We start from the raw sequence: 25,210 nt of genomic DNA, 5'->3' as shown, positions 1-25,210 counted from the left end.
CAGCCCCAACCAGACGCGACGCCATGCCGACCAGCAACAGCCGCAAGATTGTGATCCTCGACCGCGACGGCGTGATCAACGTCGATTCCGACGCCTTCATCAAGTCGCCGGACGAATGGATCGCGCTGCCCGGCAGCCTCGAAGCGATCGCTCGCCTGAATCAGGCGGGCTATCGCGTCGCCGTCGCGACGAACCAGTCCGGTATCGGACGCGGTTTGTTCGACACGACGGCGCTCAACGCCATGCACGCGAAGATGCACCGCCAGGCCGCGGCCGTGGGCGCGCGCATCGACGCCGTGTTCTTCTGCCCGCACACCTCGCAGGACCACTGCGAGTGCCGCAAGCCCAAGCCCGGCATGCTGAAGATGATCGCCGACCGCTTCGAGATCGAGCCCGCCGCTACGCCCGTCGTGGGCGATTCGCTGCGCGACCTCGAAGCCGGCGCGGCGCTCGGCTGTCCGCCACATCTCGTGCTCACGGGCAAGGGCAAGAAGACGCTCGCCGCGGGCGGCCTGCCCGAAGGCACGAAGGTTCACGACGACCTGCGCGCGTTCGCGCTCGACTTCCTCGCGAACGACAACGCATGACCCCGGCGAGTGCGCGCATGACCTGCCCGCACTCGACCGAAACCGCATCGTCCGGCGCAGGCCGGCGCCGATGCCTGTTCCCCACCGCGCGGCGGCGCGTCTGACGACGCCCGCCCTGCCGCGCACGCTTCACGAACGGTCCAACCGATGCGCTTCATCCGCTCCCTGCTGCTGTTCATCTACCTGATCGTCTACACGATGCCGTATGCGACGGCGTGCTTCATCGCGTTTCCGTTCCTCAACGCCACGCGGCGCTACTGGATGGCCGTGGGCTGGTGCCGCTCGACGCTGTTCGTCGCGCGCTGGCTCAACGGCATCCGCTACCGCATCGAAGGCATGGAGAACCTGCCCAACGGTCCCGCCGTGCTGCTCTCGAAGCATCAATCCGCCTGGGAAACGCTCGCGTTTCCCGCGCTGATGCCGCGCCCGCTGTGCTACGTCTTCAAGCGCGAACTGCTGTTCGTGCCGTTCTTCGGCTGGGCGCTCGGCATGCTGAAGATGGTTCACATCAACCGCAAGGAAGGCAAGAACGCGTTCACCTCGGTGATCCGCCAGGGCAAGGAGCGCATGGCCGAAGGCGCGTGGGTGATCATGTTCCCCGAAGGCACGCGCATTCCTGTCGGCAAGACGGGCAAGTACAAGACCGGCGGCCCGCGCTTCGCCATCGAAACGGGCGCGCCCGTGGTGCCCATCGCGCACAATGCGGGCCACGTCTGGCCCCGAAACTCGTTCACGAAATATCCGGGTATAGTCACGGTGTCGATCGGCAAGCCGATCGACACGACCGGGCTCTCGCCCGACGCAGTGAATACCCGCGTGGAAAACTGGATCGAAGCCGAAATGCGCCGTATCGATCCCGACGCGTATCGCGACACGGATGGCACCAAGGCAAACGCGGCGAAAGCCTGACGCGCGGCGCACGCCGCGCACGCGTCGCGTCGGGCGGACAGCCTTCGCGGTTGTGCTGCGCGCGTTGTCTGTCTTTTTCGCGGTGCTGCGAGCCGTGACGCGTGCGGTGTTTGTGCCGCACGATCCGCCTCCGCGCGGTCCGGCACGCGGTTCGCCGACACGCCCACGCGCTCCACGCCGCACACGCAATCCCGCTCCAGGCCCGACGATGCAGAAGCCCCCTACGCAGCGCCCTTCCGCGGCGCTCGACAACCGGCAACTCGATCTGCCGCTATTCGCGGAGCCAGCGCCTGTCGCCACACCGACGGGGGATGCGTCATCGCCGGTTGTTCCCGTTACACCCTCTCCTCCTTCCACACCGCCAAAGGCGCCGCTCGCGCCGGACGGCACCAGATTGCGCACGCTCGTGCTCGGCTCGCGGACGCTGTATTACCAGCTCAAGCGCTCGTCGCGGAAATCGATCGGGTTTGCGATCGATGGGTCGGGGCTGACGATCACCGCACCGCGCTGGGTCACGATCGCCGATATCGAGAATGCCATCGCCGAGAAGCAGCGCTGGATTTTCGCCAAGCTCACGGAATGGCAGACGCGCGTCGAACAGCGCGCGCTGCCGCGCGTGGAATGGCGCGATGGCGCGGAGCTTCCGTATCTCGGGAAGCCGATGCGTGTGGCGCTCGGGGCTTCGGTGCTTTTCTTCGATGAGGAAACGCGCGTGCTCGCGTTGCCGCTGCCGATGAGCGCGGATGGGCAACAGATCAAGGATCGTGTGACTGGGTGGCTGCAGAGTGAGGCGACGCGGATTTTTGGCGAGCGGCTCGCTGTGTATGCTGAAAAGCTCGGCGTGAGCTTTCGCTCGTATGCGCTTTCTTCGGCTATGACGCGCTGGGGAAGCTGTTCAAGCGAAGGACGGATTCGACTCAACTGGCGGTTGATCCATTTTCCGCTTTCGATCGTGGATTATGTGGTCGCACATGAACTCGCGCATCTGCGCGAGATGAATCATAGTCCCAGGTTCTGGCAGACGGTCGAGTCGATCTTTCCGGAGTTTCGCGAGGCCAGGAAGCAGCTTAAGCAGCATCCGCCGGAGATGGTGCCGGGGATTTGAGGATCAATCGTATTTGGGATTCGCAGATCGCTCCCGAACTCTCACCGGGCCGAAAAAGACCGTACGCTCCGTGACATCACTTGGAGCATCCGTCCATCGCCACTTATAGATACCCAACTTAAGGTAGGCGTTATCGTCATCCAGATACGCATTAGCACACGGCCTTAAACATCGAGCCACAAGTTCTCCGTCCTTATAGAGATCGGTAAGCGCACGATCTCCTGCATGGTCAGCGCGATAACGCAACTCCCAATGCACTCTGCTACCCAAATCATTTGAAGCGTTACCGAGATCAAATCGTTGCGCGACCGCCTTGTCCGAATCACGTAACTCCATCACATAGCGCTGGCCATCGAGAAGAATTGCGATGGGTGGAGATCCGGAATTGGAACCTTGATGAATTTGCATGAAAATCTCAGGTTGATCGCGATCAAATTTGAAATTTCCCGGGAAAAAAATCGACCAAGAAATTTGGTAATCTTTATTGCGCTCGATAGAAAAAATCCTTTTAAAACTTATTTCTGCGCGTGGACTTCCATTCGCAACCCTGCTGAAATCATCTGTACGTCGTAAGTAAAAACGCAACATTGAATTCGAAGACGGATACGAGCCCTCAATTTCAATGGATTTTTCATTTGGCGCCTGAATTGACAATCTTGGATCGATCCCGGAACGCCAATCCGAAACAAATATCGTTTTCCAGTCATCTACTTGCGAAGATCTGCCGTCAAGGGAAATAGCAATGATAAGAAAAGCCATCACTACATTTCGTATAAGGCACATAAATTGCCCCCAATATCATTCATCTACCCAGAAAACGCCCAATTTTCTCTGCCAGGAGCATCAACGCAAATTTGCTGTTAGTTACAAGGTAACGTCTCATCATTCGACGCGGCTCCTGCATCACCCGGTAGGCCCACTCCAATCCACTCAGTTGCATCCACAATGGAGCGCGGCGCACTTTGCCAGCGACAACATCAAAGGTCCCACCAACGCCCATCACAAAATCCGCACCAAGAGACTCTTTCCATCTATTTATAAAATTTTCTTTATAGGGAGATGAAATCGCAACAAATAATATTTTTGCCCCAGAAATACGAATATCTTCGACCACCGAATTTTCCTCATCACGGGAAAAATAGCCATTCCTAAATCCGGCAATTTTGATATTTTTATATTGAGCCACACATTTCTCAACCGCCAACTTTACGACATCCGAAGTTGCACCCAAAAAATAGATTGAAATTCCACGCTCACAAGCCAGCTCCATGATTTTGTGAAATAGATCTATTCCCGAAACACGCTCCGATACCGTATACCCCAAAGCACGTGCAGCCCAAACGACGCCCATCCCGTCGATATTAACAATATGGCAAGACGCCACGGAATTCGCCAATTTTTTATCAGTTTGCATATTGACGATTTTTGCCACATTCACTACAGAATGCTGCGTAAACTCACCCCGACTCATTCTTCCATCAATGAGATCCACAGTTTCCCGCATAGTCAGGACATTCATTTCACACCCAAATAAAAATATCGTTTTATTCAACAAGTCACTCACATCACCACCTTAAAATATAAATCATAAATTACACAGAAAATTAACCAACATTCAAAACGTCGAAGTATATTAAGCTCACTTCACGTATCATTTTATGAACAGAAAAATTATTCAAATATCGATGTCTTGCAGCATTCCCGAATCTCGCCCGCAAACTACTATTCCTCGTCAGTTTTCGAATGGCGTGCGCTAGGGCGCTCGCGTTATCGGCAGGCACAAGAAGTCCGTCAACGCCATTGCGGATCGCGTCTACAACGCCCGGAATCGATGTTGAGACGATCGGCAAGCCATATGCCATAGCCTCAAGTAACGCAACAGAAAATCCTTCGCTTCGGGACGGCAACACGAAGATATCCGCGTGCTCAAACGCAAACTGTTTATCATCACCGCCTATCCAACCACCGAAAGTGACGGATTTGCCTAAATTACGACTCGCAACCTCCCCCTCAAGGTCGAGATCTTTCTCGCCATATAGGCAGACATCTAAAATTTCCCCCTGATTCGTTAAAAATTCAACTGCATCCAAAAGAACAGGTATGCCTTTTTCTACGGAAATAAGTCCCATGAAAACGAGCTTTGTCGTATCGTTTAAAGTGCGAATTCGAGGCGGGCTTTCTGACAATGGATCAGCTATCCCATTAAACACCAAGGCACACTGATCGGAACGGACAGTCCCACTGTCGATTGCAATATTGCGCATATGCTGAGACAGCACTACGACCCGCTTCGCACCGGACAAGGCCCGTCGAATAAAAAATCTCCTCACGCTATTTTCGCTTAAATATCTCTCGAAAAACCTACCATTATGAACGTGAAATATATAAGGAATTCTAAGTATCAAACAAATAAATGAAAAAACTATCTTTCTGGATAGCGACCCCTTAAGGGCGCTATGTATATGCACAACATCAACATTTGACTTAAAAAATTCCCTCAAAAGTAAAAATATTGCCCTGAGAAAATAAAAAATCTTCCGGACAATATGATCCTCACCATTTGATGCCGAACCAATGAAATTAACATTAACCCCACCATCTTTATATAAGTTGACATTCTCTGACATAACCCTAAGCATTGAGGATATGCCACCTCTAGCATTTTGGTTCGGCCCAATATGGAGAACATTAATATTGATTCGTCGCACCTTACCCATAATTTTAAATCACTTTATGATTCACTTTTAATTTTCTCACTTTCTTTACACGTCCAGCGACCCAAGCAAAAACTATACACAGATAGAGTGCCGGAGTTTTTGTCGCGAGCGAATTATTTGTTATCGCAACCAAGAAAAACACGAGAAATATTGCGTAAACAGTTTCTTTTGACTCTACCTCACCAACTCTGGCCAAACATTGCACAATCACCCAGAAGCAATAAAATATTATTATTGTGCAAACGACACCAAACAAAAAAACATAGGCAATCAAAAAATTTTCAACAACACCAACATTCGCGTTTTTCATGATTTCGATAACTCTGTCTGGATCGACTCCAATCAACAAGTTACCCCAATTCAAATCTTCCATCATCTTAATGGAATGCAAACGAACATCCGAGCTGTCATCGTAAGCGCCGACATTTGCGATCCGATCGCCCAAGGCACCAGACAGCAACAACCAGCCCAAAACAATCAAAATTATCGGCGAACTAAAGAGAACGACAGATAATCTCCCTGAGGAACGCAATCCAAATCTCACAAACATCAGGCAGTTTGTAGTCAAATAAACTGCCAACGCCCCTCTTGCTCCAAACGCCGTTAACGCGATCGTGGAAATTAAAAATAGAAAAACGGATATGCGCCTGCTTGCACTCAACTGAAGAGAAAATACGACGCTCAAAAGTACTAACGCATTATTGAGCGGATGACCGTGAAGCGCAGTCGCTCGGAAATAGCTTCCATACCATGTATCGATTGGAATGAATTGATATTTCGCGACCACTTCGGCGGCAGCAATTGCGCACTCAATCACTACAAATACAAAACCCATACGCCATATACGAGTAGCAAATTTTTCGGACAAGAATGGCACGACTGCTGCAGCCCATAGCGCAGAGACGAGCGTATCTACCGCGAATCCCAACGATTGACGAGCTCCTGATTGGAACTTTATTATAAGTATAAAAATAATAATAATTGAAAAAACAATTGATCTGCGGGACATCCGATTCGAGAGCATCACATTTCTCGACGAATTAGACCAAAACAAAACAAATAGGGAGGCGGCCGTTAAAATAACATAAGGATGAATTTTCACTCCTGACGCGGCGTCGTCACCTGAGTAGTTAAGCCCGATATAATTGAGCGAGGCCCCGCTAACGAATAGCGATAAAAATATCGCCATCGAAAATAAATGCGAAACACATCTTGCGCGGGAGAATATCATTCTGCATATCCCTTCTGCGCTCGATATCTACAGCTAAAGGCGGCAAGCCCAACTTTCTCCAAATAGAGATTGCCGATTACATCCAAAGAATACTCCCTTGCGCGCGCGATTTGCGATTCGGAGCTAACGGGAGAATGTAATGCCTCTACAATCGCGTTAGCGAGCGCCACATCGTCATTGACGGGAACAAGCACGCCGAAGCGCCCATTGGCGAGAATCTCTTGCGGCCCGTGGGGGCATTGCGTCGACACAATCTTCAATCCAAACGACAAGGCTTCGACGATAACGTTGCCAAATCCCTCTCGACGCGATGAACAGATAAACAGATCCGCGCCTCGATAGAGAGTGCGAACGTCGCGTGTGAATCCCGGCATTCTGACGCATTCCGTCAAACTATAATCTGCGATCAGCTTCTCCAATTCTGGCCGACAAGGCCCTTCCCCAGCGATGATGAGTTGAAAATTGCCAATCCTCGATCGTGCGTTGGCAACTGCTCGAATCAGTACATCAAAGCCTTTATCGTCAACGAGCCGGCCTACCGCTAATAGTGAAATTTCAGTTTTTTCAGGCCTGAATATAAAATCTTCTGCATCCGGTATAAAACACGGGTTGTTAATAACTGAAATTTTATCGCGAGCGCCCCCCATTAATGTACCACGCAGATCGTTCGCTACGCCCTCAGAAACCGCAACAATAGAATCACTATATTGATAAAAACAACGCACCAATATCCATTTTAAAAAATGCATCAATCCAATCTTTTTTTCGCCTATACACGTCAGGTGCTCACTTACGACAATCCGGGGCGTTCGACGCAGGCCTATGATTGCAGAAATGGAAATCAGGTTTGCATACGGCAAAAAAGACAAAATTGCTACCGGAACTCTCCGCTTAATTAGTCTTCTTAATTCCAACACACGGGAGATATGCCCAGACTTCGATGAAACGATTAGCTCGACACCATCCGGCAATGCATAAGAATTATTCTTCGTGTGTACAAAAAATATTGGCCTCACTCCCGTCGACAAGAAATATCTGGAAATTTCTACGGCGACTCGCTCCGCTCCACCACCAAGCAAGCTCGGTATATGAAAAATCACTTCGCTCGCTCCATTCATAGCCGCCTCGACAGTCCATAACGAATTAGTCCAAAATTTCCGATGAGGTACGTCCCAACGAATAAAATCACGCCAATCGCGGTAGAAATAATTGTCGCGAGAGTCGAAGATTGCAACTCGATTTGAATTGCTTTTCGCAACACCTCACCAAACCAAATTGAAAAACAAAAAATCGCTAGAAGATATCCACCATTTTTCAGCACCCTTCTCATATCTACCAACTTTCTTGCAAAAAATCCGCTGATAATCAACGATAAAAAATTCACAAAAATCATGGAACCTATAAGACCGTGCAGTCCAAATAAATACGCGCCCGCGTAAATTCCACACACAGCCATTATCAATGTCGATATATTAATTACCATCAACGCCTTTGTTCTGGCGTGCAGGTGATACGCCTGGTCGAAGAAGTGTGTCCGAAACGCCCCGATTACAGCGATCGTCAGCAGCGGTTCTACGATTGGCTGCGCAGCAATTCCAATCGTGCGGCCTAACAATATTGGTATTGCAAGGTCACGCGCGAGAACGATCACAATCGACAATGCGAGCACGCCCGTCAGCATGAGTAGGCCAATTTTTGCGTGGAGCGCCCGGTGCTCCAGTTCCGAACGCAGCTGCTTTTCCCTCAATAGCCATGGATACGACGGCGTAACTACAAGCAAGCAAGCCGCAGCAATCGCATTCGCGACTAAACCGGTCGTTGCTGCATAGATACCGACGACAGACGAATCTTCGAATCCAGCAAGAATTGGCCTATCGATTCTTGTAAGTGCAGTAGTTGCTAGGAACACGGGTACGAGAGGCAAACCATAGGCCAGCATCGTCCGCAGTTGCGCCTTGTCGAAACAGGCCCGCCAAATCACTCCAGCGTGGTCGTAACCGCACAGAACTGTCTGCAAGATAAAAGTAGCTGCCGTGGCGAGCAATGTCAGCGTCATAGAATGGCTTGCTAACCAGGCGAAGATGCCTATGCAAGTTGCGCCCACGGTGAGAAGCAGCGAGGCTAACGCGTATCGGATCACTGAACCCGACGCGCGCGCGATCTCCTGCGTGTAAAGCGCAGCACTCTTCCCTAAAGCAACAAAGGCGACAACGGCCCATTCACCTCGATGCCCACCGGAAAAGATGACGACAACGAGCCAAACGAAGGTGCCGACTATTGCGATAAAGATCCATGTTAGGTGACTAGTCTTAAGGTATGCGTCGGCTTCCGCGTGACCCAAGCCGCCCCAAAACCTTACAAGGGCCAAACGATGCCACTGAAAGCATATCCCTTGAAATGCTTCGACCAAGGCTAAATAGACCGCCAACCTACCGTAGGTTTCAGGCCCTAGCATCCGTGCATAGATCGTAAGCGAAAGTAGGCCTCCGATTAGCGACATACCATATCCGACAGTCAAGCCAATGCCGGTCTTACCCACGCGCCAACACCCCCCGCGTATCAATCACCACCTTCGCCTGCAAGCGAATCGGATCGACGTCCTTGAACTGCGCGTGATCGACGAGAATGACGATCACATCCGCTTCCGCCAGCACCGTGCGCAGGTCACAAAGCCTCACCACACCCTCAAGCTCGCGCGGCAGTTCACGCACATTCGGCTCGACCGCCACCACTTGCCCCGGGAATCGCTGACCAAGCTCCTTAGCGATTTCCACCGCCGGGCTTTCGCGCAAATCGTCGATATTGGCCTTGAAAGCGAGCCCAAGGCACGCGATCACTGGCTCGCGGAAACGCTTGGCCGCGCTCTCGGCACGCTCGACCACCCAATGCGGCTTGTCATCGTTGACCGTGCGCGCAGCACGAATGAGGCGCGCCTGCTCCGGCGCGGAATCCACGATGAACCACGGATCCACCGCGATACAGTGGCCGCCCACGCCCGGTCCCGGTTGAAGAATATCCACGCGCGGATGACGATTCGCGAGTCTGATCAACTCCCACACGTTGATATCGAGCCGATCGCAGATCACCGAAAGTTCGTTTGCAAAAGCGATATTCACGTCGCGGAACGAGTTCTCGGTCAGCTTGCACATTTCCGCCGTGCGCGCATCGGTGAGAATGCATTCGCCGCGCACAAAGATCTGATACAGGTCGCGCGAAGCCTCACTGCAACGGCGCGTCATACCACCGATCACGCGATCGTTCTCGACGAGTTCGCGAATCACGTGGCCCGGCAACACGCGCTCCGGGCAATGCGCGATGCGCACATCAGACGCCTCGCCCGCCTGCTGTGGAAAAGTCAGGTCCGGCCGCATCTCGGCCATCCACTCGGCCATCTTCTGCGTCGCGCCAACCGGCGACGTAGATTCCAGCACCACCAGATCGCCCTTTTTCAGCACGGGCGCGACCGCGCGGCTCGCAGCCTCGATGTAGCTCAGGTCAGGTTTGTGTCCGTCCGAGAACGGCGTGGGGACGGCGATGAGGAAGGCGTCGGCAGGCTCCGGCGTCGTCGTCGCGCGCAGATGGCCCTGCGTGACCGCTGCGTGCACAAGCATGTCGAGTTCCGGCTCGACGATGTGAATGGCGCCGCGATTGATCGTGTCGACGGCATGCTGGTTCACGTCTACGCCAATCACTTTTTTGCGGCGCGCCGCGAAAGCCGCTGCCGTAGGCAATCCAATGTAGCCGAGTCCAACAACCGAAATCGTTTCGAAGTTCATGGTAGTTATGCTTTGATTGGTCAACGTCTTCACGCCGCGCGCGCGCAGGCACGCCAACGGGACTTCAGTGCTTCCGCGATGCGCTCGCACGCCTGTCCATCGCCATATGGGTTGTCTCCGCGGCTCATGGCCGTGTACGCCGCGTGGTCGTCGAGCAGACGCGCGACACCGCCGACAATCGCCTGCACGTCGGTGCCCACGAGTTGCACCACGCCCGCGTCGATGGCTTCCTGACGTTCCGTGGTGTCGCGCATGACGAGCACCGGTTTGCACAGCGAAGGCGCCTCCTCCTGAATCCCGCCCGAGTCGGTCAGGATCAAATGCGAACGGTCCATCAGGCTCACGAACGGCAAATAGTCGAGCGGCTCGATCAGGAGAACGTTGGCAATGCCGGTCAGCAGACGGTTAACCGGTTCGCGCACGCTCGGGTTCAAATGCACGGGATAAACAATGTCGACGTCGGGATAGGCGTGTGCGAGTTGCGCGAGCGCCGTGCAGATACGCTCGAATCCATCGCCGAAGCTCTCGCGGCGATGGCCGGTGACGAGGATCAGTCGCCGGTCGGCTCGCAGCGGAGGCAGGACGCTTTGCGCCTCGCTGCGCAAACGCGCGTCGGTTGCCAGGCGCTCGCGCACGTGCAGCAGCGCGTCGATCACCGTATTGCCGGTGACGACGATCGAATCGTCGCGCGTGCCTTCGTTCAGCAGGTTTTGACGCGCGCGCGAAGTCGGTGCGAAATGCACGCTCGCCAGCGCGCCGGTCAGCGTGCGATTCGCCTCCTCCGGCCACGGCGAAAGCAGATTGCCCGTGCGCAGGCCCGCCTCGACGTGTCCCACAGGAATGCGCTTGTAGAACGCCGCCAGTGTTGCGGCCATGGTCGTGGTGGTGTCGCCGTGCACGAGAACCATGTCAGGCTGCGCGCGTTCCAGCACGCCGCGCATGCCGGAAAGAATCGAGGTCGTGACGTCGTAGAGGTCCTGCCCGCGTTTCATCACGTTCAGGTCGAAATCTCGCGTGATGGCGAACAGATCCAGTACCTGGTCGAGCATTTCGCGATGCTGCCCGGTCACACAGACATGGCATTCGAAGTCCGGGTCGCGCTGAAGGCGTTGGACGAGCGGCGCCATCTTGATCGCTTCAGGACGCGTTCCAAATGTAAGGAGTACTTTTTGTTTCATCGATGTGATCCCGCGCAATGCTTCCCATCCATCAGGTTGCGTGCGTTAGTCGCCCTTCTTCCGGTAATCCGAATACGCGCCGTAGCTCTGCCCGCGCAGCGGAACGTCCGTCAGCAGCAGGCCGTCGACCGTCACGCCCGCGCTAGCCATCTGACGCGTCGTCTCGCGCAGCTCGGCAGCCGAATGCCGGCCGTGGCGGACCACCATCAGCGTCGCGCCCGCTTCCTTGCCAATCAGCCCCGGGTCGGTCACCGCCAGCACGGGCGGCGAGTCCACGATCACCATGTCGTAAGTCGACGCAAGCGACTTGAGCACGGCGCCAAAACGCTCGCGCAGCAACAACTCGGACGGACGGTCCGGGATCGTGCCCGCCATCATGACGTCGAGATTCGGCAAGGCCTGGCGGTGAATGACCTCTGCGGGCTCGCGTCCCGTCAGTACTTCGGAAAGGCCCGGCTTGTTGCTGATCGAGAAGTAGGAATGCACGTCGCCGCGGCGCATGTCGGCGTCAATCAGCAGAATCCGCTTGCCGGTTGCCGCCAGCACGGTCGCAAGATTGACGGAGATAAACGATTTGCCGACGCCCGGGCGCGGCCCGGTAATCATCACGATGTTGTTCTCAGGCTTGAGCACGCCGAACTGAAGCGCGGTGCGCAGACTACGCAAGCCTTCGACCGCAACATCGTCAGGAAAGACCGCCGCCAGCACGTTCGGCCGGCTCGGTCCGCGCCGCGCCGACTGCGCGAGCGCAAGCTGTTTATCGCTGTGCGAAATGATCGCGTACACCGGCACTTCCACGGCCTGCTCGATTTCCGCCGGACTTTCGAGCCCGCGATTGAGCATGCGGCGGCCAAGCGCGATGGCGCAGCCGAGCAGCAGCCCCAACGCCGCGGCAAGCGGAATCACGAGAATCTTCTTCGGGCGCACGGGCCTTTCCGGCACCACGGCAAAATCGACCGTGCGCACATTACCCTGCTGACCCGCCTTCAACACGCGCAGTTGTTGCGTGCTGTCGAGCAGCTTCATGTAGAGGTCGGTGTTGACCTTCACATCGCGCATGAGGCGAAGTGCGTCCTGCTGCGTTTGCGGCAGACCGGTCACCTGGCGCTCAAACTGATCCTGCTGATGCTCCATCTCGGCGATGCGCGCATCGATTGCGGCAACGGACGGATGCGAAGCCGTAAAGCGCTGGACGAGATCGGCGCGCTGCTGCTGCAACTCAAGCAGGCGCGACTTTGCATCGACGACGGATTGCAGCAACAGCTTGCCCTGCGCATCCAGGTCGATTGCGCCATTCTTTGCGCGAAATTCGTTGAAGCGCGCCTCTGATTGATCGAGGCCCGCACGCAACTGGGGCAACTGGTCGCCGAGAAAATCGAGCATCTGTTGCGCCTGCGCCGACTTGCGGTCGACGTTGCGCTGCACGTAGAGGCTCGAAATCGTATTGAGCGTCGCGGTAATGCGCTGCGCGTCATCGCCGTCGAGCTTGACGCCGATAATGCCGGACTGTTTGGTTTTCTCCGCAATATCCAGCTTCTTCTGAAGATCCTCGACGGTTCGCTGCGTGGAATAACGCTTGAGGTCAAAGCGCGTGCCGGGTCGCGCCAGTAGAGACACGACCTCCAACGTCACAGGACCTTCAGCAGTCTTGCCGCTCGCGGCTTCGCCCACTTTCGCGCGCAGCACGACATCGCCATCGGGGTCGATCAGTTCGTAGTTCGTGGCGCTGAGCGCGCGTACCTTGAACGACTTTTCGTACAGCGCGGCGGGCACTTCGAACTGCGTCACGCCGATCCGCTCGCCGCCCCAGGCAAAACTGCTCAGCCCGAACACGGGCGCTTCCAGTTCGCCGTTGTCCGCGGCTTCCTTGCCTCGCGCCATCGCCGCCCCGATCAGCGGGAAATAGTGCGGCGTCGCGCTCACGTCCAGGCGCAGTCGATTCACCGTTTCGCCCACGACCATGCGCGAGCGGATCAGCTCGATTTCGGCGTCGGCGGTTGCCTTGCTCTGGAACAGCGACGCCAGGTCGCCGAGCTTGTCGTTGATCGAGCCCATGCCCGAGTCGTCGTCGACCTGGATCACGGCGTCCGCGCGATAGACGGGCGTGCCGAGAAGCGCGTAAAGCGCCCCCAGCAACAGCACGCCGACCGCCACGGTCACGATCAGGCGCCAGCTTTCACGCAGCGCGTTGAAGAGTTCCGAGAGATCGATTTCATCGTCGTCCGGCTGGTTGGCCGAACGGTTTTGTTTAAGGAGAGTCATGATTCAATGAGCCAGTCCAGCCAATACACCGCGCCAATGCGCCACGCCATGCTCGATTTGTGCGAACGCCAGTTCGAATGTCGTGCGATGGCGCCGGTAAGGGTCGACCACGTCGACGCCGTCATCCTCAGCGAGGCGGTACACCTTCCCGCGCGCATACGGCCACGCCAGCTCGATCTGTTCGCGCTGCACCTTGGTCATCGTGAGAATGAGATCGGCGGCACGCACGCGCTCGTCGGTGAGCGGCGTCGCGACGTGCTCGTCGAGCGGCACACCGCGCTCGCGCGCCATTTCGAGCACGAGCGGATCGGCGCCTTCGCCCACCCGCGCATGCGTGCCGGCCGAACTGAAGCCGATCTCGGGCAGCGCCTGCGCGAGCATGGCGCAGGCCAACGGACTGCGGCAGATGTTGCCTTCGCAAACCACCAGAACGCGATCGATCATTTCGTCACGATCCCCGCAGTAAGACCGGCGTTGATCGCCGGAATCAGCAGCGTCAGCACACGGTTAAAGCGAACGAGCGCATTGCCGTCGACGTACACGACGTCCTTGGGTTGCAGGTCGAACTCCTTCGCGACCAGCATCGCCACCGGCGAACGTCCGTCGAGATGGAAGACCTGCGGCGTGCCGTTGAGCGCGCCCCGGATCACGAACATCTGCGCGGCGTCGGCCGTCGATGCGTTGACACTGCCTGCCTGCGCGAGCGCGTCGGCCAGCGTGATGCGGCCTGTTCGACGTGGGATCGCCGAGATGGGCTTGTTCACTTCACCCATCACGTACACGTCGTTTTCGTCGCGCGCGACCACGCGCAGCAGGTCGCCAGGCTGCAGATACAGCCGCGACGGACTGACGCCGCTCGCCAGCATCTGCGTGAGATTGATGCGATGCGTGGCGCCGCCGCGCACCAGCGCGAGATCGCTCTGGTCGGCGGAATCGGCAAAGCCTCCAGCACGCGAGATCGCTTCGTAGAGCGACATCGGCACGTCGTTCACGGCCACCACGCCGGGGCTGCGTACTTCGCCATCCACATAGACTTCGTGCGCGCGATAGGACGCCATGCGCACCGTCACCTGAGGCTTGACGAAGTACCGTGCGAGCGCGGCGCTCAAGCGGCGCTGTACCTCTTCCGTGCGCAACCCCGCGACATGCAGCGTTCCCGCATAAGGGAACGTCAGTTCGCCCGACTGATCGACAACGAAGCCGGAAGACGGGTCGCCCGGACGCGTCGACGCCTGAGATTGCGTCGAGCCCACCGCCGCCGCGATTTCCGGGTGGTCCCAGACCACGATTTGCAGCACGTCGCCCGCGCCAATCGTGTACGCCTGCGGCGCCGTCGAGAGCATGTTCACCTGCTGCCGTTGCTGCGCCTGGCGCGCGTCCTGAAGCTGCTTGACGAGCGCGACGTCGAGTTCCGTGATGGGAATTTCCGGCACAGCACCGCTGGCCTCGGTCGTGCGTGCCGAAGGTGCTGCGTTCGCGGTGGATTCCGCGCCCGCGGCTTGCGGCGCGTCGTCGGCCGTGGCCGACGTTCCCGCTGCGGCGTGGCCGTTCGGCTCAGCGTTCGCGGGCGCCTGTATCGACGACGTCGTCATGCGCATGCCCGGCGCAATCGCGCAGGCGCCGAGCATCGAGCACAGCACGACGACTGCGCTCGCACAGGAAATCCGGCGCACACCAAGGGAGGCAGTCTGGCGCGCCGCTGAAGCTGACGGCGGTTTCATTCGTTTGAGCACTTCTGCGTTCCAGCTAGTCAATAAGCGTTGCGATGGACGAGTCCCTTGAAGGCCGTCATGAAAACGATGCGCATGTCGAGGCCGAAGGACCAGTTGCTGAGGTAATAGAGATCGTGTTCGACGCGGCCCTGCATCTTTTCGATGCGGTCGGTTTCGCCGCGAAAGCCGTTCACCTGCGCCCAGCCCGTGATGCCGGGTTTGATGCGATAGCGGTGGATGTAGCCGTCGACGATGTTCTGGTAGAGCGTGTCGTGCTCGATCGCGTGTGGACGCGGCCCGACCACCGACATCTCCCCGCGCAGCACGTTGAAAAACTGCGGCAGTTCGTCGAGGCTCGTGCGACGCAAGAACGCGCCGACGCGCGTAATGCGCGGATCGTTGCGTGTGGCCTGCTTCACGATGCCGGCAGTCGGCGTGTGCACGCGCATGCTGCGGAATTTGTAGATGTCGAAGACCTTGCCGTTAGCGCCCTTGCGCCGCTGCGTGAAAAGCACGGGGCCGCGCGACGTCAGCTTGATGGCGAGCGCCACGGCAATCAAAACCGGCGAAATGCCCACCAGCGCGAAAAGCGCGAAGACACGGTCGAAGACGTCCTTTTTCGCGAGTGCGTCCGAGGAAAGCGGCGAGCCCACGAGATTGATCGCGGACGTGCCGTCCAGATCGACCATTTCGCCGTCGAATAGCGCAAGGCCGCTCACGTCCGGGATGAAGCGGATGTTGATCAGGTCATTGCGAAACAGTTCGGTGAAGCCAAGAATCGTCTCGACTTCGGCAAGCGGCAGCGCGAGCCACAGTTCCTCGACGCCATAACGACGCACGAATGCCGCGAAGCCCTCGCGATCGCGAAAGGCTGGCACGTTGCCCGCAGCGGCACCGACCTCAGGCCCCGTGTCGAAGATGGTTGCGACGCGGTAAAGCGAATCGGGCGTTGATTCGACCTTGCGCAGCAACTGCCGACAGTGCGCGCCGCTCCCCACAATGGCGACCGCGCGCGAGTGCACGCCCTGCTCCGCACGCCGCAAACCCAACGCGGATTCGGTCAGCCGGAGCGCGATCAGACCCGCGCCCGATACCAGCGCCCATTCGGCGATCCATACGACATCGGGCCTGTAAGGGCGATGCATCGCCGACACGAGCACCACCGCGCCCGCGAGCGCGAGCAACCAGCCCAGTGCAGGTACGCAGGCGCATCGCCAGAACAGATGACGTCTCGCGCCACGGTGTGTGTCGAACGCGGGAAAGAGCACCACGGAGAAAAGCAAGGTGAACGCAACCAGTGCGCTGTCGTAACCGGCGCGCACCGGTTCGCTATACGTGCGCGCTGCAATTGCAGCGCCTGCGACGATCACCAGCACATCGAGCAGACGCAACAACGCTCGCGCCGGACGGCTCGATTTGCCAACCTCGGTTTGTGTAGACAGGTCCATACCGTAATCGCCGAAAATACGAGTGGCCGCGCAAGATGCTGCGCGGATCTGCGCGAGGAAGCTGGCCAACTGGCGCTCCCGTGCAGAAGACTCATTCGATAAATTTCCAGCCACGAACACTGCCCATAGAGACAATAGAAGGACTACTTACCAGAAGTACAACCTGCATATCCGCCCCTCTCTCAGCAAGCTCGAAAGCGCACGCGTGCGCGAACGACGTAACGGCAAGCACTTTCGGGGCTGGCGCGTACGCTGCTCCGAATCCTTCCTTGCGCAAGGCGTTCGTCAGATGTTTTTAGTTAAAGAGCGAGAGCGAAAGTCTCTGCTGGACGGCAATTTCCGTATATAGGAACAATCCGAATTGGCTTTCAGTGCCAGGCCATCGAACATCGCAGCGATGTCTGGAAATCCAATGCGCCGCACAGGCGCCAGGCGCATACCGCGATCGTGAATTTTACAAACGCAGACAAGCACTTGAATTCAATGCGAATCTTTGTTTGACGATTGGAAATTCAGATAGGAAATATCCGTGACTCGCGTGCGCCGCTATCGGATAAACGGGAGTGCCGCCTATTGACAGGTCTAAATCAGGTGGGGTGTTTTAAATTCATATAAATCGCGCTGTATTTTTTCTAATTTCTCGGCGATTTACATATATCAACGATCGCAATGTCAGGATCGTCAAACAGGACCGGAATAGTCCGATCCTGTCTCGGCTCATTCTTACTTCTTCTGAATAAACTCGATCTTATACCCATCCGGGTCGGTAACAAACGCGATGACCGTCGTGCCGTGCTTCATCGGGCCGGCTTCGCGCACGACCGTACCGCCCTGCTCCTTGATCTTCGCGCACGCGGCGTACGCGTCTTCGACCTCAACAGCCAGATGGCCGAAGCCCGTGCCGAGGTCATACGACGGCGTGTCCCAGTTGTGCGTCAGTTCGATGACGGTGCCGTCGCGCTCATCGGTGTAGCCGACGAATGCGAGCGTGAACTTGCCATCGGGATAGTCTTCGCGGCGCAGCAGTTTCATGCCGAGCAATTCGGTGTAGAACTTGATCGAGCGATCGAGGTCGCCGACGCGGATCATCGTGTGCAGCAGGCGCATTGTGGTGGACTCCGTTTTTTTGCCAACGTCAAAACCCGGACTGTACCAAAATCCCGCCGGCCCTGCCGACGCCACCCCAACCGATCACCCACCGCTCCGCCGCGCCAGGCAAGCCCGCGCGATTTGCTCTAGCATGTTCGCCATCCCGATTTCGCCGGGCGCCGCTTCGGTGGCGGTCCGGTCTGGCTTGCGTTCAACGAAAGGATAGAAAGGAGTCGATATGCGGATTCTGGTGGTAGGTGCGGGGGCGACAGGGGGCTATTTCGGCGGGCGGCTCGCCGCGGCCGGGCGCGATGTGACGTTTCTCGTGCGCGAAGCGCGCGCGGCGCAGATGCGCGAGCACGGTCTCGTGATCCGCAGCCCGCACGCGGGCGATCTGACGCTGCGCGAGCCGAAGACGGTCACGCGCGAGGCGCTCGAAGCGCCCGGCACGCAGCCGTTCGATGTCGTGCTGCTCAGCTGCAAGGCCTACGATCTCGACAACGCGATCGACTCGTTCGCGGCGGCCGTCGGTCCCGATACCGTCATCCTGCCGCTGCTCAACGGCATGCGTCATCTCGAGGTGCTGCAAGCGCGCTTCGGCACCCAGGCCGTGCTCGGCGGCATCTGCCTGATCGCGTCGACGCTCAACGAGCAGCGCGAAATCGTCCATCTGAACGACTCGCAGGCCATCACGTTCGGCGAACTGGGCGGCGGCATCTCGGCGCGCGCGCAAGCCATCGCCGATACGTTCGGCAACGCCGGTTTCATCATCAAGGCGAGCGAGCGCATCCTGCAGGAAATGTGGGAAAAATGGGTGTTTCTGGCGTCGCTCGCGGGCAGCACGTGTCTGTTTCGCGCGCCCATCGGCGCGATCGTGGCGACGCCCGACGGCGCGGCCACCATCGAGCGCATCTTCACGGAATGCCGCGCGATCGCGGCGGAACACGGTCATGCGGTGCGCGACAGTTTCCTCGAGCGCTCGCGCAGCATGCTGTTCGCCACCGGCTCGTCGCTGACGGCGTCGATGCTGCGCGACGTGCAGAACGGCTCGCGCATCGAAGCCGATCACATCCTCGGCGATCTGATCCGCCGTGGCGGCGCCGCACAGCGTGCGTCGAGCGAGCTGTCAGTGCTGCGCATCGTCTATAGCCAGCTCAAGGCCTACGAGGCGTTGCGCGACGCGGCCTGAGCGGCGGGCGCGATGGATCGCACGTAAGCGGCACACATACGCGCCACGCAAAATCGGCACGCGCAAGCATCGCGCAAACGCGTCGCACAAAGAAGAAGGGCGCGGTGGCCAACGCCACCGCGCCCTTTCCTTTTGCTAGCGCCGATGCGTCAGGCCGACGCGCCGCCGAGCGCCTGCGCGACGCGCACGTATTCGTCCACCGGCACGTCTTCGGCGCGGCGTTGCAGGTCGAAACCGAGCGCCTCGAAATCCACGCGATCGCGATAATCGGACAGCGTGTTGCGCAGCATCTTGCGACGCTGCGAAAACGCGGCCGTCACCATCTCGCCGAGCAGCGCGGCGTCGACCTTCGGCAGTTCGTGCGGCGCGAACGGAATCATGCGCACGATCGCCGAATCCACCTTCGGCGGCGGCTGGAACGACTCGGGCGGCACGTCGAGCATCTTGTCCATCACGTAGCGGTACTGGAGCATCACCGTGAGGCGGCTGAACGCCTTGGTGCCCGGCTCCGCGACCATGCGGTCGACCACTTCGTTCTGCAGCATGAAATGCTGGTCGATCACGCGATCGGCGAAAGTGGCGAGGTGAAACAGCAGCGGGCTCGAAATGTTGTACGGCAGATTGCCGACGATGCGCAGCGTGGGTTTGTCGCCCGGCGCGGCGAGCGAGCCGAAGTCGAAGGCGAGCGCGTCGCCCGCGTGCAGTTCGAGCAGCGGCCCGAACTTCTTCGTCAGGCGGCCGATCAGGTCGCGGTCGAGTTCGACCGCGTGCAGCGGCGCTTCGGGCGTGGCGAGGCGCTCGATGAGCGGCCCGGTGAGCGCGCCGAGGCCCGGCCCGATCTCGACCATGCGTTCGCCTCGCTGCGGGCGAATGACGTCGACGATCGAGTCGATCACGCCCGTGTCGACGAGGAAGTTCTGGCCGAAGCGCTTGCGCGCGGTGTGGCCCTGGTGCTTGCTGCTGCTATTGGACATCTTCGTGAAATCAGTGACGGCGGTCAGACGGTGCGCCGGTGGCGCGCCATCGAAACCGCCGTGTCAATGGCGGCGATCAGGCTGCCCGCGTCCGCGCGGCCGGTGCCGGCGAGGTCGAGCGCGGTGCCATGATCGACCGAGGTGCGCACGATCGGCAGGCCCAGCGTCACGTTGATGCCCTCCCCGAACGTCGCGTATTTCAGGACCGGCAGGCCCTGGTCGTGGAACATCGCCAGCACGCAGTCGGCGTCTTTCAGATAGCGCGGCTGGAACAGCGTGTCGGCCGGATACGGGCCGCGCGCGTCGATGCCTTCGGCGGCCGCTTTGGCGAGCGCCGGCGAGATGGTGTCGATTTCCTCGCGGCCCAGATAGCCGTTCTCGCCCGCGTGCGGATTCAGCCCGGTGACGAGAATGCGCGGCGTGGGCACGCCGAAATGGTGGCGCAGGTCGTGATCGATGATGCGCAGCGTGTCGACGAGGCCGTCGATCGTCAGCGCCGCCGAGACGTCCTTGAGCGGCAGGTGCGTGGTCGCGAGCGCCACGCGCAGCGGGCGCGTGCCGGTGCCCGCGAGCATCATCACCACGCGCGGCGTGCGGGTGCGTTCGGCAAGGTATTCGGTGTGGCCGGTGAACGGCACGCCAGCGTCGTTGATCGTGCTCTTTTGCAGCGGCGCGGTGACGATGGCGTCGTATTCCTGCGCCACGGCGCCGTCGATGGCGCGGTCGAGCAGCGCGAGCACATAGGGACCGTTGGCGGCGTCGAGCTTGCCAGCCTGCGCGGGCGCGGCGAGCGCCACGTGTTCCACGCTGACCTGGCGGCCCGCCAGCACGGCGGACCAGTCGACGCCGACGGCGGCGGCGCGCGCCGCGATAAGGGCTTGATCGCCCAGCACCACGAATTCGGCGCCGGGCCAGTGCGCCGAGGCGCCCGCGAGCGCGGCGGCAGTCAGTTCGGGACCGACGCCCGCCGGTTCACCCGTGGTGATGGCGATGCGGAGCGGCCGCGGCCCCCGCGGAGCTGAAGTCGAAGAAGCGGGGGCGTTCACGGCATGCGTCCTTTCAGATCGATCAGCGTTGTTGCGGCGGCGTCATGCCGCTGATCTTGTAGTCGACGTAGGCGCTGTCGCGCAGCTGGCGCAGCCAGTCGGCGTAGGCCTGTTCCGCCTTGCGCTGGCCGATGGCCTGACGCGCGAGATCCATCTGCTGAGCGACCGAGCCTTCGGCTTCGCGGCGGCCCAGCACCTGGATCAGGTGGTAACCGTATTCGGTACGCACCGGCTCGCTGAGCTGGCCGTCCTGCAGCGTGTTCATGGCGCGCTCGAATTCCGGCACGGTTTCGCCCGGGCTGATCCAGCCGAGGTCACCGCCCTGCGAAGCCGAGCCGTCCTGCGAGTAAGTACGCGCGAACTTGGCGAAGTCGCCGCCCGCGGCCACTTCACGGCGGATTTCCAGCAGCTTCTGACGCGCTTCCGGTTCCGACATGCCGTCACCCACGCGCAGCAGGATGTGGCGCACGTGCGTCTGCACCAGTTGCGGCGCCGATGCGCTCGTGCCCTGGCCCTGGCGGCGCTCGACGAGGCGAACGATTTCAAAGCCGTCGTTGGTGCGGATCACCGAGGGATTCACCTCGCCCGGACGCAGCGTGGACGCCGCGGTCACGAATTCCTGCGGCAGCTTCGACGGCGCGAGGAAGCCCATGTCGCCGCCCTTGCTGGCGTCGGGCGCCTGCGAGTTCGACTTGGCGAGGCTCGAGAACTTGCTGCCCGACTGTGCTTCCTTGAGCAGCGCGTCGGCCTTCTTCTGCGCGGCTTCGATGTCGGTTTCCGACGCGTTCAGCGGCGCCTTGATGAAGATGTGCTCGAAGTGCAGGTCGCTCTTCTGGCCCGCGTTCGGTCCGCGCTGGCTCGCGATGTAGTTCGCGACTTCGGCGTCCGACACCGAGATCTTGCTGTCGACTTCCTTCTCACGCAGCTTCGAGAGCGTGAGTTCGGTGCGCGCGTCCTTCGTGAAGGTCGTCCACGGCACGCCGGCGGCTTCGATGCGCGCGCGATACGTGGCGAGATCCATGCCGTTGGCCTGGGCGAGGCGCTCGAGCGTGCGGTTCACGGCGGCGTCGTCGATCGAGATGCCGTCTTCCTTCGCCTTTTGCAGCTGGATGCGTTCGAGCACCATCTGGTTGAGCACCTGCGCGCGCAGCTGGTCGGTGGGCGGCACCGGCGCGTTCTGCTGGTTCAGGCGGCGCGTGATGAGCGCGGCGCGCTCGTCGAGTTCGCGCTGCGTGATCACGCCATCGTTGACGACCGCGGCAATCGTGTCGACTGTCTGGCCCCCCGGGGCCGACAGTTGCTGTGCTTGCGCCGGCGCGGCCGGCAACAGTCCTGCGACGGCGAAGAGGCTCGCAGCGTACGCTGCCAGGCGAAGCTTTTTCATGATTCCCACAGATACTCCAAAGTTGGCGGGCAGCTTCGCCCGTCTCTAAGCAACCCACTGCGCGCCGAGCCGGTCCAGCGGACCGGATGGCGCGTCATTGATAGTCCGTGAAGCGCGACGGCAGCGGCGCCTGGCCGGGCAGCGACGTGTAACCCGGCACAGCGGCCTTGAATGCCGCGACCAGCCCGTTGTCGACGTTCGACAGCCCCTTGAGCGTGAGCTGCGCGAGAAAACGCGTGGACGAGTTGTTGCCGCCCGTCGTGGTGACCCCGTTCGCGTAGCGCTGGATACCCACGCCCAGCGCCCAGCAATCCGCGTCGTACTGCATGCCCACCAGCCCGTCGACGATCTTGTGACCGTTCAGATCGTAGTTGAAGCGGCCCACAGCGTACACCCGGTGCGAAAACGGCCATTGGGCCGAGATCAGGATCTGGTTGATCGGCTGATTGTCGAGCGTGGTGTTGTTCTCGCGCGTGTAGCGGTACGCGACATTGAGCACGCGGCTCGGGCCCGGGCTGTAACCGAAGCCGACGCTCGCCTTCTCCAGACGATTGTCGTCGGCATTATATTGGAACGCAGTTTCCGACGCGAAACCGCCCCCGATCTTCAGCGACATGCCCGCGATCAGGTCCGAATGGGCCGAGCCCGTGCTCGTCTGATCCTGCGTGAGCGTGACGCGCTGGTCCTGGAAGTAGTACTGCTGCGCGAGCACGAAACGCGCGCGCTCGTCGCCGGTGGCCGGGTCGAGGAAGCGCGTGGTGATCGCGGCCGTCAGGCGGTTCGCGTCGGCGATACGGTCGTTACCGACGAAGGTGTTCGGCGTGAAGATCTCCGCGAGCCCGAAGTCGGCCTCGGCGGTGTCGAAAAGGGGCGCGAAGTCCTGATTGCGGTAAGGCGTGTACACATAGTACAGGCGCGGTTCCAGGGTCTGGATGTAGTCCTGGCCGAACAGATGCACCGAGCGGTCGAACACGAGACCCGTGTCGAAGCTGAGGGTGGGGATCGATTCGGTGAAGCTCTTGGGCGTGCCGACCGGCGAGCCGAACGTCGTGCCCGGCGTGCCGATATTGCTCAGGTTGTACGACGCGACGTGCCACTGCACCTTCGGCGTGACGAAGTAACCCGGCCCCATCAGCGAATACGACAGGTACGGATTGAAGACGACGCGGTCGCCTTGGGTCGCGTCATCTTCGGTGATGCGGAAGCGCGAGTAGTCGGCTTCCATGCCGTAGTCGAAGCCGCCGACGTTGTACTTCGAGTACTTCACGTTCAGCTCGGGCTCGCGGCCGTACGGCGCGACCGACGGCGAGAGCGTCTGCCAGTGCTGGTAGCGGCCGAGCACGGACCACGGTCCGTTGTTGTAGGTGACGCCGGCTTCCTGCTGGTACAGCAGCTGGGTGCCGTTCAGGAACTGGTTGGCCGGCGACGCCAGGTCTTCGGGATAGGTGTTGTCCGAGACCTTGTTGTAGTAGATATACCCGCCGAACCCGTTGCCGAAGTTCTGGTTGTGCTGGATGAACAGCGCGTAGCGGTTGGTCTTCGTGAGCGCGTCGTCGGGCAGGAACGTGCCGGTGATCGAGCCGGAGTAATTGGCCGACAGATACCGGTAGTTGCCCTGCAGGAACACGCCGCGCTTGGTGATCAGCTCGGGCGTGAACGTGAGGTCGCGATTCGGCGCGATGTTGAAGTAGTACGGCAGCGCGATTTCATAGCCGTTCGTCGAGCTCAGCGAGAACGTCGGCGGCAGCAGGCCGCTGCGGCGGTCGCCCGAGAGCGGGAACGAGAACCACGGGCTCGCGAAGATCGGCACGTCCTGGAAGAACAGCACGCTGTTGTGCGCGACGCCTTCGTCGGCGCCCGTGTCGAAGTCGAACTCCGTGCCCTTGATGTACCACGCCGGATTCGTCGAGCACTGGCAGGCCGTGTAGGTGCCGCTCGTGAGCACCGAGCGCTCGTTGTCGAGCATGTCGGCGCGCTCCGCGCTGCCCGAGCCGCCCGTCGCCGAAAAATGGTACTTCGGCGCCGGCATGAAGCCTTCGCTCGCCTCGATCCGCAGGTGCGCCTCGGGGCCGGTGAAGCTGGTGCCGTTCTGCACGACCGTGACATTGCCGTATGCGTCGGCCATGTCGGTGTCCTGGTCGTAGTGCAGCGCGTCGCCCTTGACGATGTTGTTGCCCTGGCGAAGCTCGGCTGCGCCCTTGACGGCGGCGTCGGTGCCCGAAGTGCCGGTGGTCGATTCGCCGAGCACGAACGTGGCCGGACGACGGCCGGGAGCGGACGGGATGTCTTCGAGCTGCGGCGCGATGCGCAGGCTCCACGCGCCGTCCAGCGGCACGGCCTGCGCGGCGTCGCCCGTCAGCTGCGCGTGCGCGAGCACGGGCACGAGACCCGGCATGGCCACGAGCGCCGCGATGAGCCGCCGCTTGCCCGGCACGCCGTCGTCACTGTTAGAGATCGTCTGGAAAAACTGTCTGGGCGGCATGTATGGTTTTGGCGTATCGGCCCGGCCGCCTGCCCGCTGTCCCGGTCGCCGCCCCTCGCGCCCCGGCGCCGTGCCGGGCGAGAACCGGACCGGCGGCGAACCAGGCGTATCAAGGCAACTG

Annotated in this window: 21 protein-coding genes; 4 read left to right on the top strand and 17 right to left on the bottom strand. The window is 59.6% G+C overall.

All coding sequences use genetic code 11. From position 1 onward, the window contains the following. Window positions 1–23 precede the first annotated feature (23 nt). From gmhB to U4Y88_RS25190, 3 genes are all read left to right on the top strand, one after another. Complete coding sequence (gene gmhB, locus U4Y88_RS25200) at window positions 24–587, top strand: D-glycero-beta-D-manno-heptose 1,7-bisphosphate 7-phosphatase (protein ID WP_310631014.1); 564 nt, start codon at window positions 24–26, stop codon at window positions 585–587. A gap of 147 nt (window positions 588–734) precedes the next feature. After that, window positions 735–1,496: a lysophospholipid acyltransferase family protein gene (locus tag U4Y88_RS25195; protein ID WP_224016575.1), complete on the top strand. Its 762-nt coding sequence runs from the start codon at window positions 735–737 to the stop codon at window positions 1,494–1,496. A gap of 208 nt (window positions 1,497–1,704) precedes the next feature. Beyond that, a complete protein-coding gene (locus U4Y88_RS25190) occupies window positions 1,705–2,601 on the top strand; it encodes a SprT family zinc-dependent metalloprotease (protein WP_321787174.1) in 897 nt (298 codons plus the stop codon). Between the two features lie 3 nt (window positions 2,602–2,604). On the opposite strand, the gene U4Y88_RS25185 is transcribed toward U4Y88_RS25190, so the two are convergent. The 13 genes from U4Y88_RS25185 to gloA form a co-directional block, all read right to left on the bottom strand. Then, window positions 2,605–3,360, bottom strand: coding sequence for a heparin lyase I family protein (locus U4Y88_RS25185; protein WP_321787172.1), 756 nt, complete (start codon window positions 3,358–3,360; stop codon window positions 2,605–2,607). A gap of 43 nt (window positions 3,361–3,403) precedes the next feature. Further along, complete coding sequence (locus U4Y88_RS25180) at window positions 3,404–4,165, bottom strand: WecB/TagA/CpsF family glycosyltransferase (protein WP_321787170.1); 762 nt, start codon at window positions 4,163–4,165, stop codon at window positions 3,404–3,406. Window positions 4,166–4,205: 40 nt separating this feature from the next. After that, window positions 4,206–5,228, bottom strand: coding sequence for a glycosyltransferase (locus tag U4Y88_RS25175; protein WP_321787168.1), 1,023 nt, complete (start codon window positions 5,226–5,228; stop codon window positions 4,206–4,208). A 94-nt stretch (window positions 5,229–5,322) separates the two neighbouring features. Then, entirely contained in the window at window positions 5,323–6,549 is a 1,227-nt protein-coding gene (locus U4Y88_RS25170; protein ID WP_321787166.1) for a VpsF family polysaccharide biosynthesis protein, read from the bottom strand. After that, window positions 6,546–7,667, bottom strand: coding sequence for a glycosyltransferase (locus U4Y88_RS25165; protein ID WP_321787164.1), 1,122 nt, complete (start codon window positions 7,665–7,667; stop codon window positions 6,546–6,548). Before U4Y88_RS25165 ends, U4Y88_RS25170 begins: the two co-directional genes overlap by 4 nt. After that, entirely contained in the window at window positions 7,664–9,088 is a 1,425-nt protein-coding gene (locus U4Y88_RS25160; protein ID WP_321787162.1) for a hypothetical protein, read from the bottom strand. The genes U4Y88_RS25165 and U4Y88_RS25160 overlap by 4 nt, the downstream gene beginning before the upstream one ends. Then, a complete protein-coding gene (gene wecC / locus U4Y88_RS25155; RefSeq protein ID WP_321787160.1) occupies window positions 9,081–10,325 on the bottom strand; it encodes a UDP-N-acetyl-D-mannosamine dehydrogenase in 1,245 nt (414 codons plus the stop codon). Before wecC ends, U4Y88_RS25160 begins: the two co-directional genes overlap by 8 nt. A 29-nt stretch (window positions 10,326–10,354) precedes the next feature. Further along, window positions 10,355–11,503, bottom strand: coding sequence for a non-hydrolyzing UDP-N-acetylglucosamine 2-epimerase (gene wecB / locus U4Y88_RS25150; protein ID WP_321787158.1), 1,149 nt, complete (start codon window positions 11,501–11,503; stop codon window positions 10,355–10,357). A gap of 45 nt (window positions 11,504–11,548) precedes the next feature. Next, entirely contained in the window at window positions 11,549–13,765 is a 2,217-nt protein-coding gene (locus U4Y88_RS25145; protein WP_321787156.1) for a polysaccharide biosynthesis tyrosine autokinase, read from the bottom strand. A 3-nt stretch (window positions 13,766–13,768) separates the two neighbouring features. Next, entirely contained in the window at window positions 13,769–14,209 is a 441-nt protein-coding gene (locus tag U4Y88_RS25140) for a low molecular weight protein-tyrosine-phosphatase (protein WP_321787154.1), read from the bottom strand. After that, window positions 14,206–15,486 carry a polysaccharide biosynthesis/export family protein gene (locus U4Y88_RS25135; RefSeq protein ID WP_415774497.1) on the bottom strand — a complete coding sequence of 427 codons (1,281 nt, stop codon included), beginning with the start codon at window positions 15,484–15,486 and terminating at the stop codon, window positions 14,206–14,208. The genes U4Y88_RS25140 and U4Y88_RS25135 overlap by 4 nt, the downstream gene beginning before the upstream one ends. Window positions 15,487–15,515: 29 nt before the next feature. Further along, window positions 15,516–16,925: an undecaprenyl-phosphate glucose phosphotransferase gene (locus U4Y88_RS25130; protein ID WP_321787152.1), complete on the bottom strand. Its 1,410-nt coding sequence runs from the start codon at window positions 16,923–16,925 to the stop codon at window positions 15,516–15,518. Between the two features lie 723 nt (window positions 16,926–17,648). Then, window positions 17,649–18,032 carry a lactoylglutathione lyase gene (gloA, locus tag U4Y88_RS25125; protein WP_027817916.1) on the bottom strand — a complete coding sequence of 128 codons (384 nt, stop codon included), beginning with the start codon at window positions 18,030–18,032 and terminating at the stop codon, window positions 17,649–17,651. 220 nt (window positions 18,033–18,252) lie between these two features. On the opposite strand from gloA, the gene panE reads away from it, so the two are divergent. After that, a complete protein-coding gene (gene panE, locus U4Y88_RS25120) occupies window positions 18,253–19,203 on the top strand; it encodes a 2-dehydropantoate 2-reductase (protein WP_224016582.1) in 951 nt (316 codons plus the stop codon). A gap of 149 nt (window positions 19,204–19,352) precedes the next feature. Here panE and rsmA read toward each other — a convergent pair whose 3' ends face one another. The 4 genes from rsmA to U4Y88_RS25100 form a co-directional block, all read right to left on the bottom strand. Then, complete coding sequence (gene rsmA / locus U4Y88_RS25115) at window positions 19,353–20,177, bottom strand: 16S rRNA (adenine(1518)-N(6)/adenine(1519)-N(6))-dimethyltransferase RsmA (protein WP_310631017.1); 825 nt, start codon at window positions 20,175–20,177, stop codon at window positions 19,353–19,355. A gap of 23 nt (window positions 20,178–20,200) precedes the next feature. After that, a complete protein-coding gene (pdxA, locus tag U4Y88_RS25110; RefSeq protein ID WP_321787150.1) occupies window positions 20,201–21,223 on the bottom strand; it encodes a 4-hydroxythreonine-4-phosphate dehydrogenase PdxA in 1,023 nt (340 codons plus the stop codon). Window positions 21,224–21,245: 22 nt separating this feature from the next. Next, on the bottom strand, window positions 21,246–22,616 hold the full coding sequence (locus tag U4Y88_RS25105) for a peptidylprolyl isomerase (RefSeq protein ID WP_310631019.1): 1,371 nt from the start codon (window positions 22,614–22,616) through the stop codon (window positions 21,246–21,248). A gap of 85 nt (window positions 22,617–22,701) precedes the next feature. Further along, entirely contained in the window at window positions 22,702–25,089 is a 2,388-nt protein-coding gene (locus tag U4Y88_RS25100) for an LPS-assembly protein LptD (protein ID WP_321787148.1), read from the bottom strand. Between the last annotated feature and the right edge of the window lie 121 nt (window positions 25,090–25,210).

Source organism: Paraburkholderia sp. J94 (assembly GCF_905220285.1).
In the GTDB taxonomy this organism is placed as follows: domain Bacteria; phylum Pseudomonadota; class Gammaproteobacteria; order Burkholderiales; family Burkholderiaceae; genus Paraburkholderia; species Paraburkholderia tropica_A.
Note: the sequence above shows the minus strand (reverse complement) of the source record. Positions and strands in the feature narration are given on the sequence as shown.

Coding starts and splice junctions, on each gene's coding strand:
- gmhB (WP_310631014.1), top strand. CDS start 24: ATGCCGACCAGCAACAGCCGCAAGATTGTGATCCTCGACCGCGACGGC.
- U4Y88_RS25195 (WP_224016575.1), top strand. CDS start 735: ATGCGCTTCATCCGCTCCCTGCTGCTGTTCATCTACCTGATCGTCTAC.
- U4Y88_RS25190 (WP_321787174.1), top strand. CDS start 1,705: ATGCAGAAGCCCCCTACGCAGCGCCCTTCCGCGGCGCTCGACAACCGG.
- U4Y88_RS25185 (WP_321787172.1), bottom strand. CDS start 3,360: ATGGCTTTTCTTATCATTGCTATTTCCCTTGACGGCAGATCTTCGCAA.
- U4Y88_RS25175 (WP_321787168.1), bottom strand. CDS start 5,228: ATGTCAGAGAATGTCAACTTATATAAAGATGGTGGGGTTAATGTTAAT.
- U4Y88_RS25170 (WP_321787166.1), bottom strand. CDS start 6,549: ATGATATTCTCCCGCGCAAGATGTGTTTCGCATTTATTTTCGATGGCG.
- U4Y88_RS25165 (WP_321787164.1), bottom strand. CDS start 7,667: ATGAATGGAGCGAGCGAAGTGATTTTTCATATACCGAGCTTGCTTGGT.
- wecC (WP_321787160.1), bottom strand. CDS start 10,325: ATGAACTTCGAAACGATTTCGGTTGTTGGACTCGGCTACATTGGATTG.
- wecB (WP_321787158.1), bottom strand. CDS start 11,503: ATGAAACAAAAAGTACTCCTTACATTTGGAACGCGTCCTGAAGCGATC.
- U4Y88_RS25145 (WP_321787156.1), bottom strand. CDS start 13,765: ATGACTCTCCTTAAACAAAACCGTTCGGCCAACCAGCCGGACGACGAT.
- U4Y88_RS25140 (WP_321787154.1), bottom strand. CDS start 14,209: ATGATCGATCGCGTTCTGGTGGTTTGCGAAGGCAACATCTGCCGCAGT.
- U4Y88_RS25135 (WP_415774497.1), bottom strand. CDS start 15,486: ATGAAACCGCCGTCAGCTTCAGCGGCGCGCCAGACTGCCTCCCTTGGT.
- U4Y88_RS25130 (WP_321787152.1), bottom strand. CDS start 16,925: ATGGACCTGTCTACACAAACCGAGGTTGGCAAATCGAGCCGTCCGGCG.
- gloA (WP_027817916.1), bottom strand. CDS start 18,032: ATGCGCCTGCTGCACACGATGATCCGCGTCGGCGACCTCGATCGCTCG.
- panE (WP_224016582.1), top strand. CDS start 18,253: ATGCGGATTCTGGTGGTAGGTGCGGGGGCGACAGGGGGCTATTTCGGC.
- rsmA (WP_310631017.1), bottom strand. CDS start 20,177: ATGTCCAATAGCAGCAGCAAGCACCAGGGCCACACCGCGCGCAAGCGC.
- U4Y88_RS25100 (WP_321787148.1), bottom strand. CDS start 25,089: ATGCCGCCCAGACAGTTTTTCCAGACGATCTCTAACAGTGACGACGGC.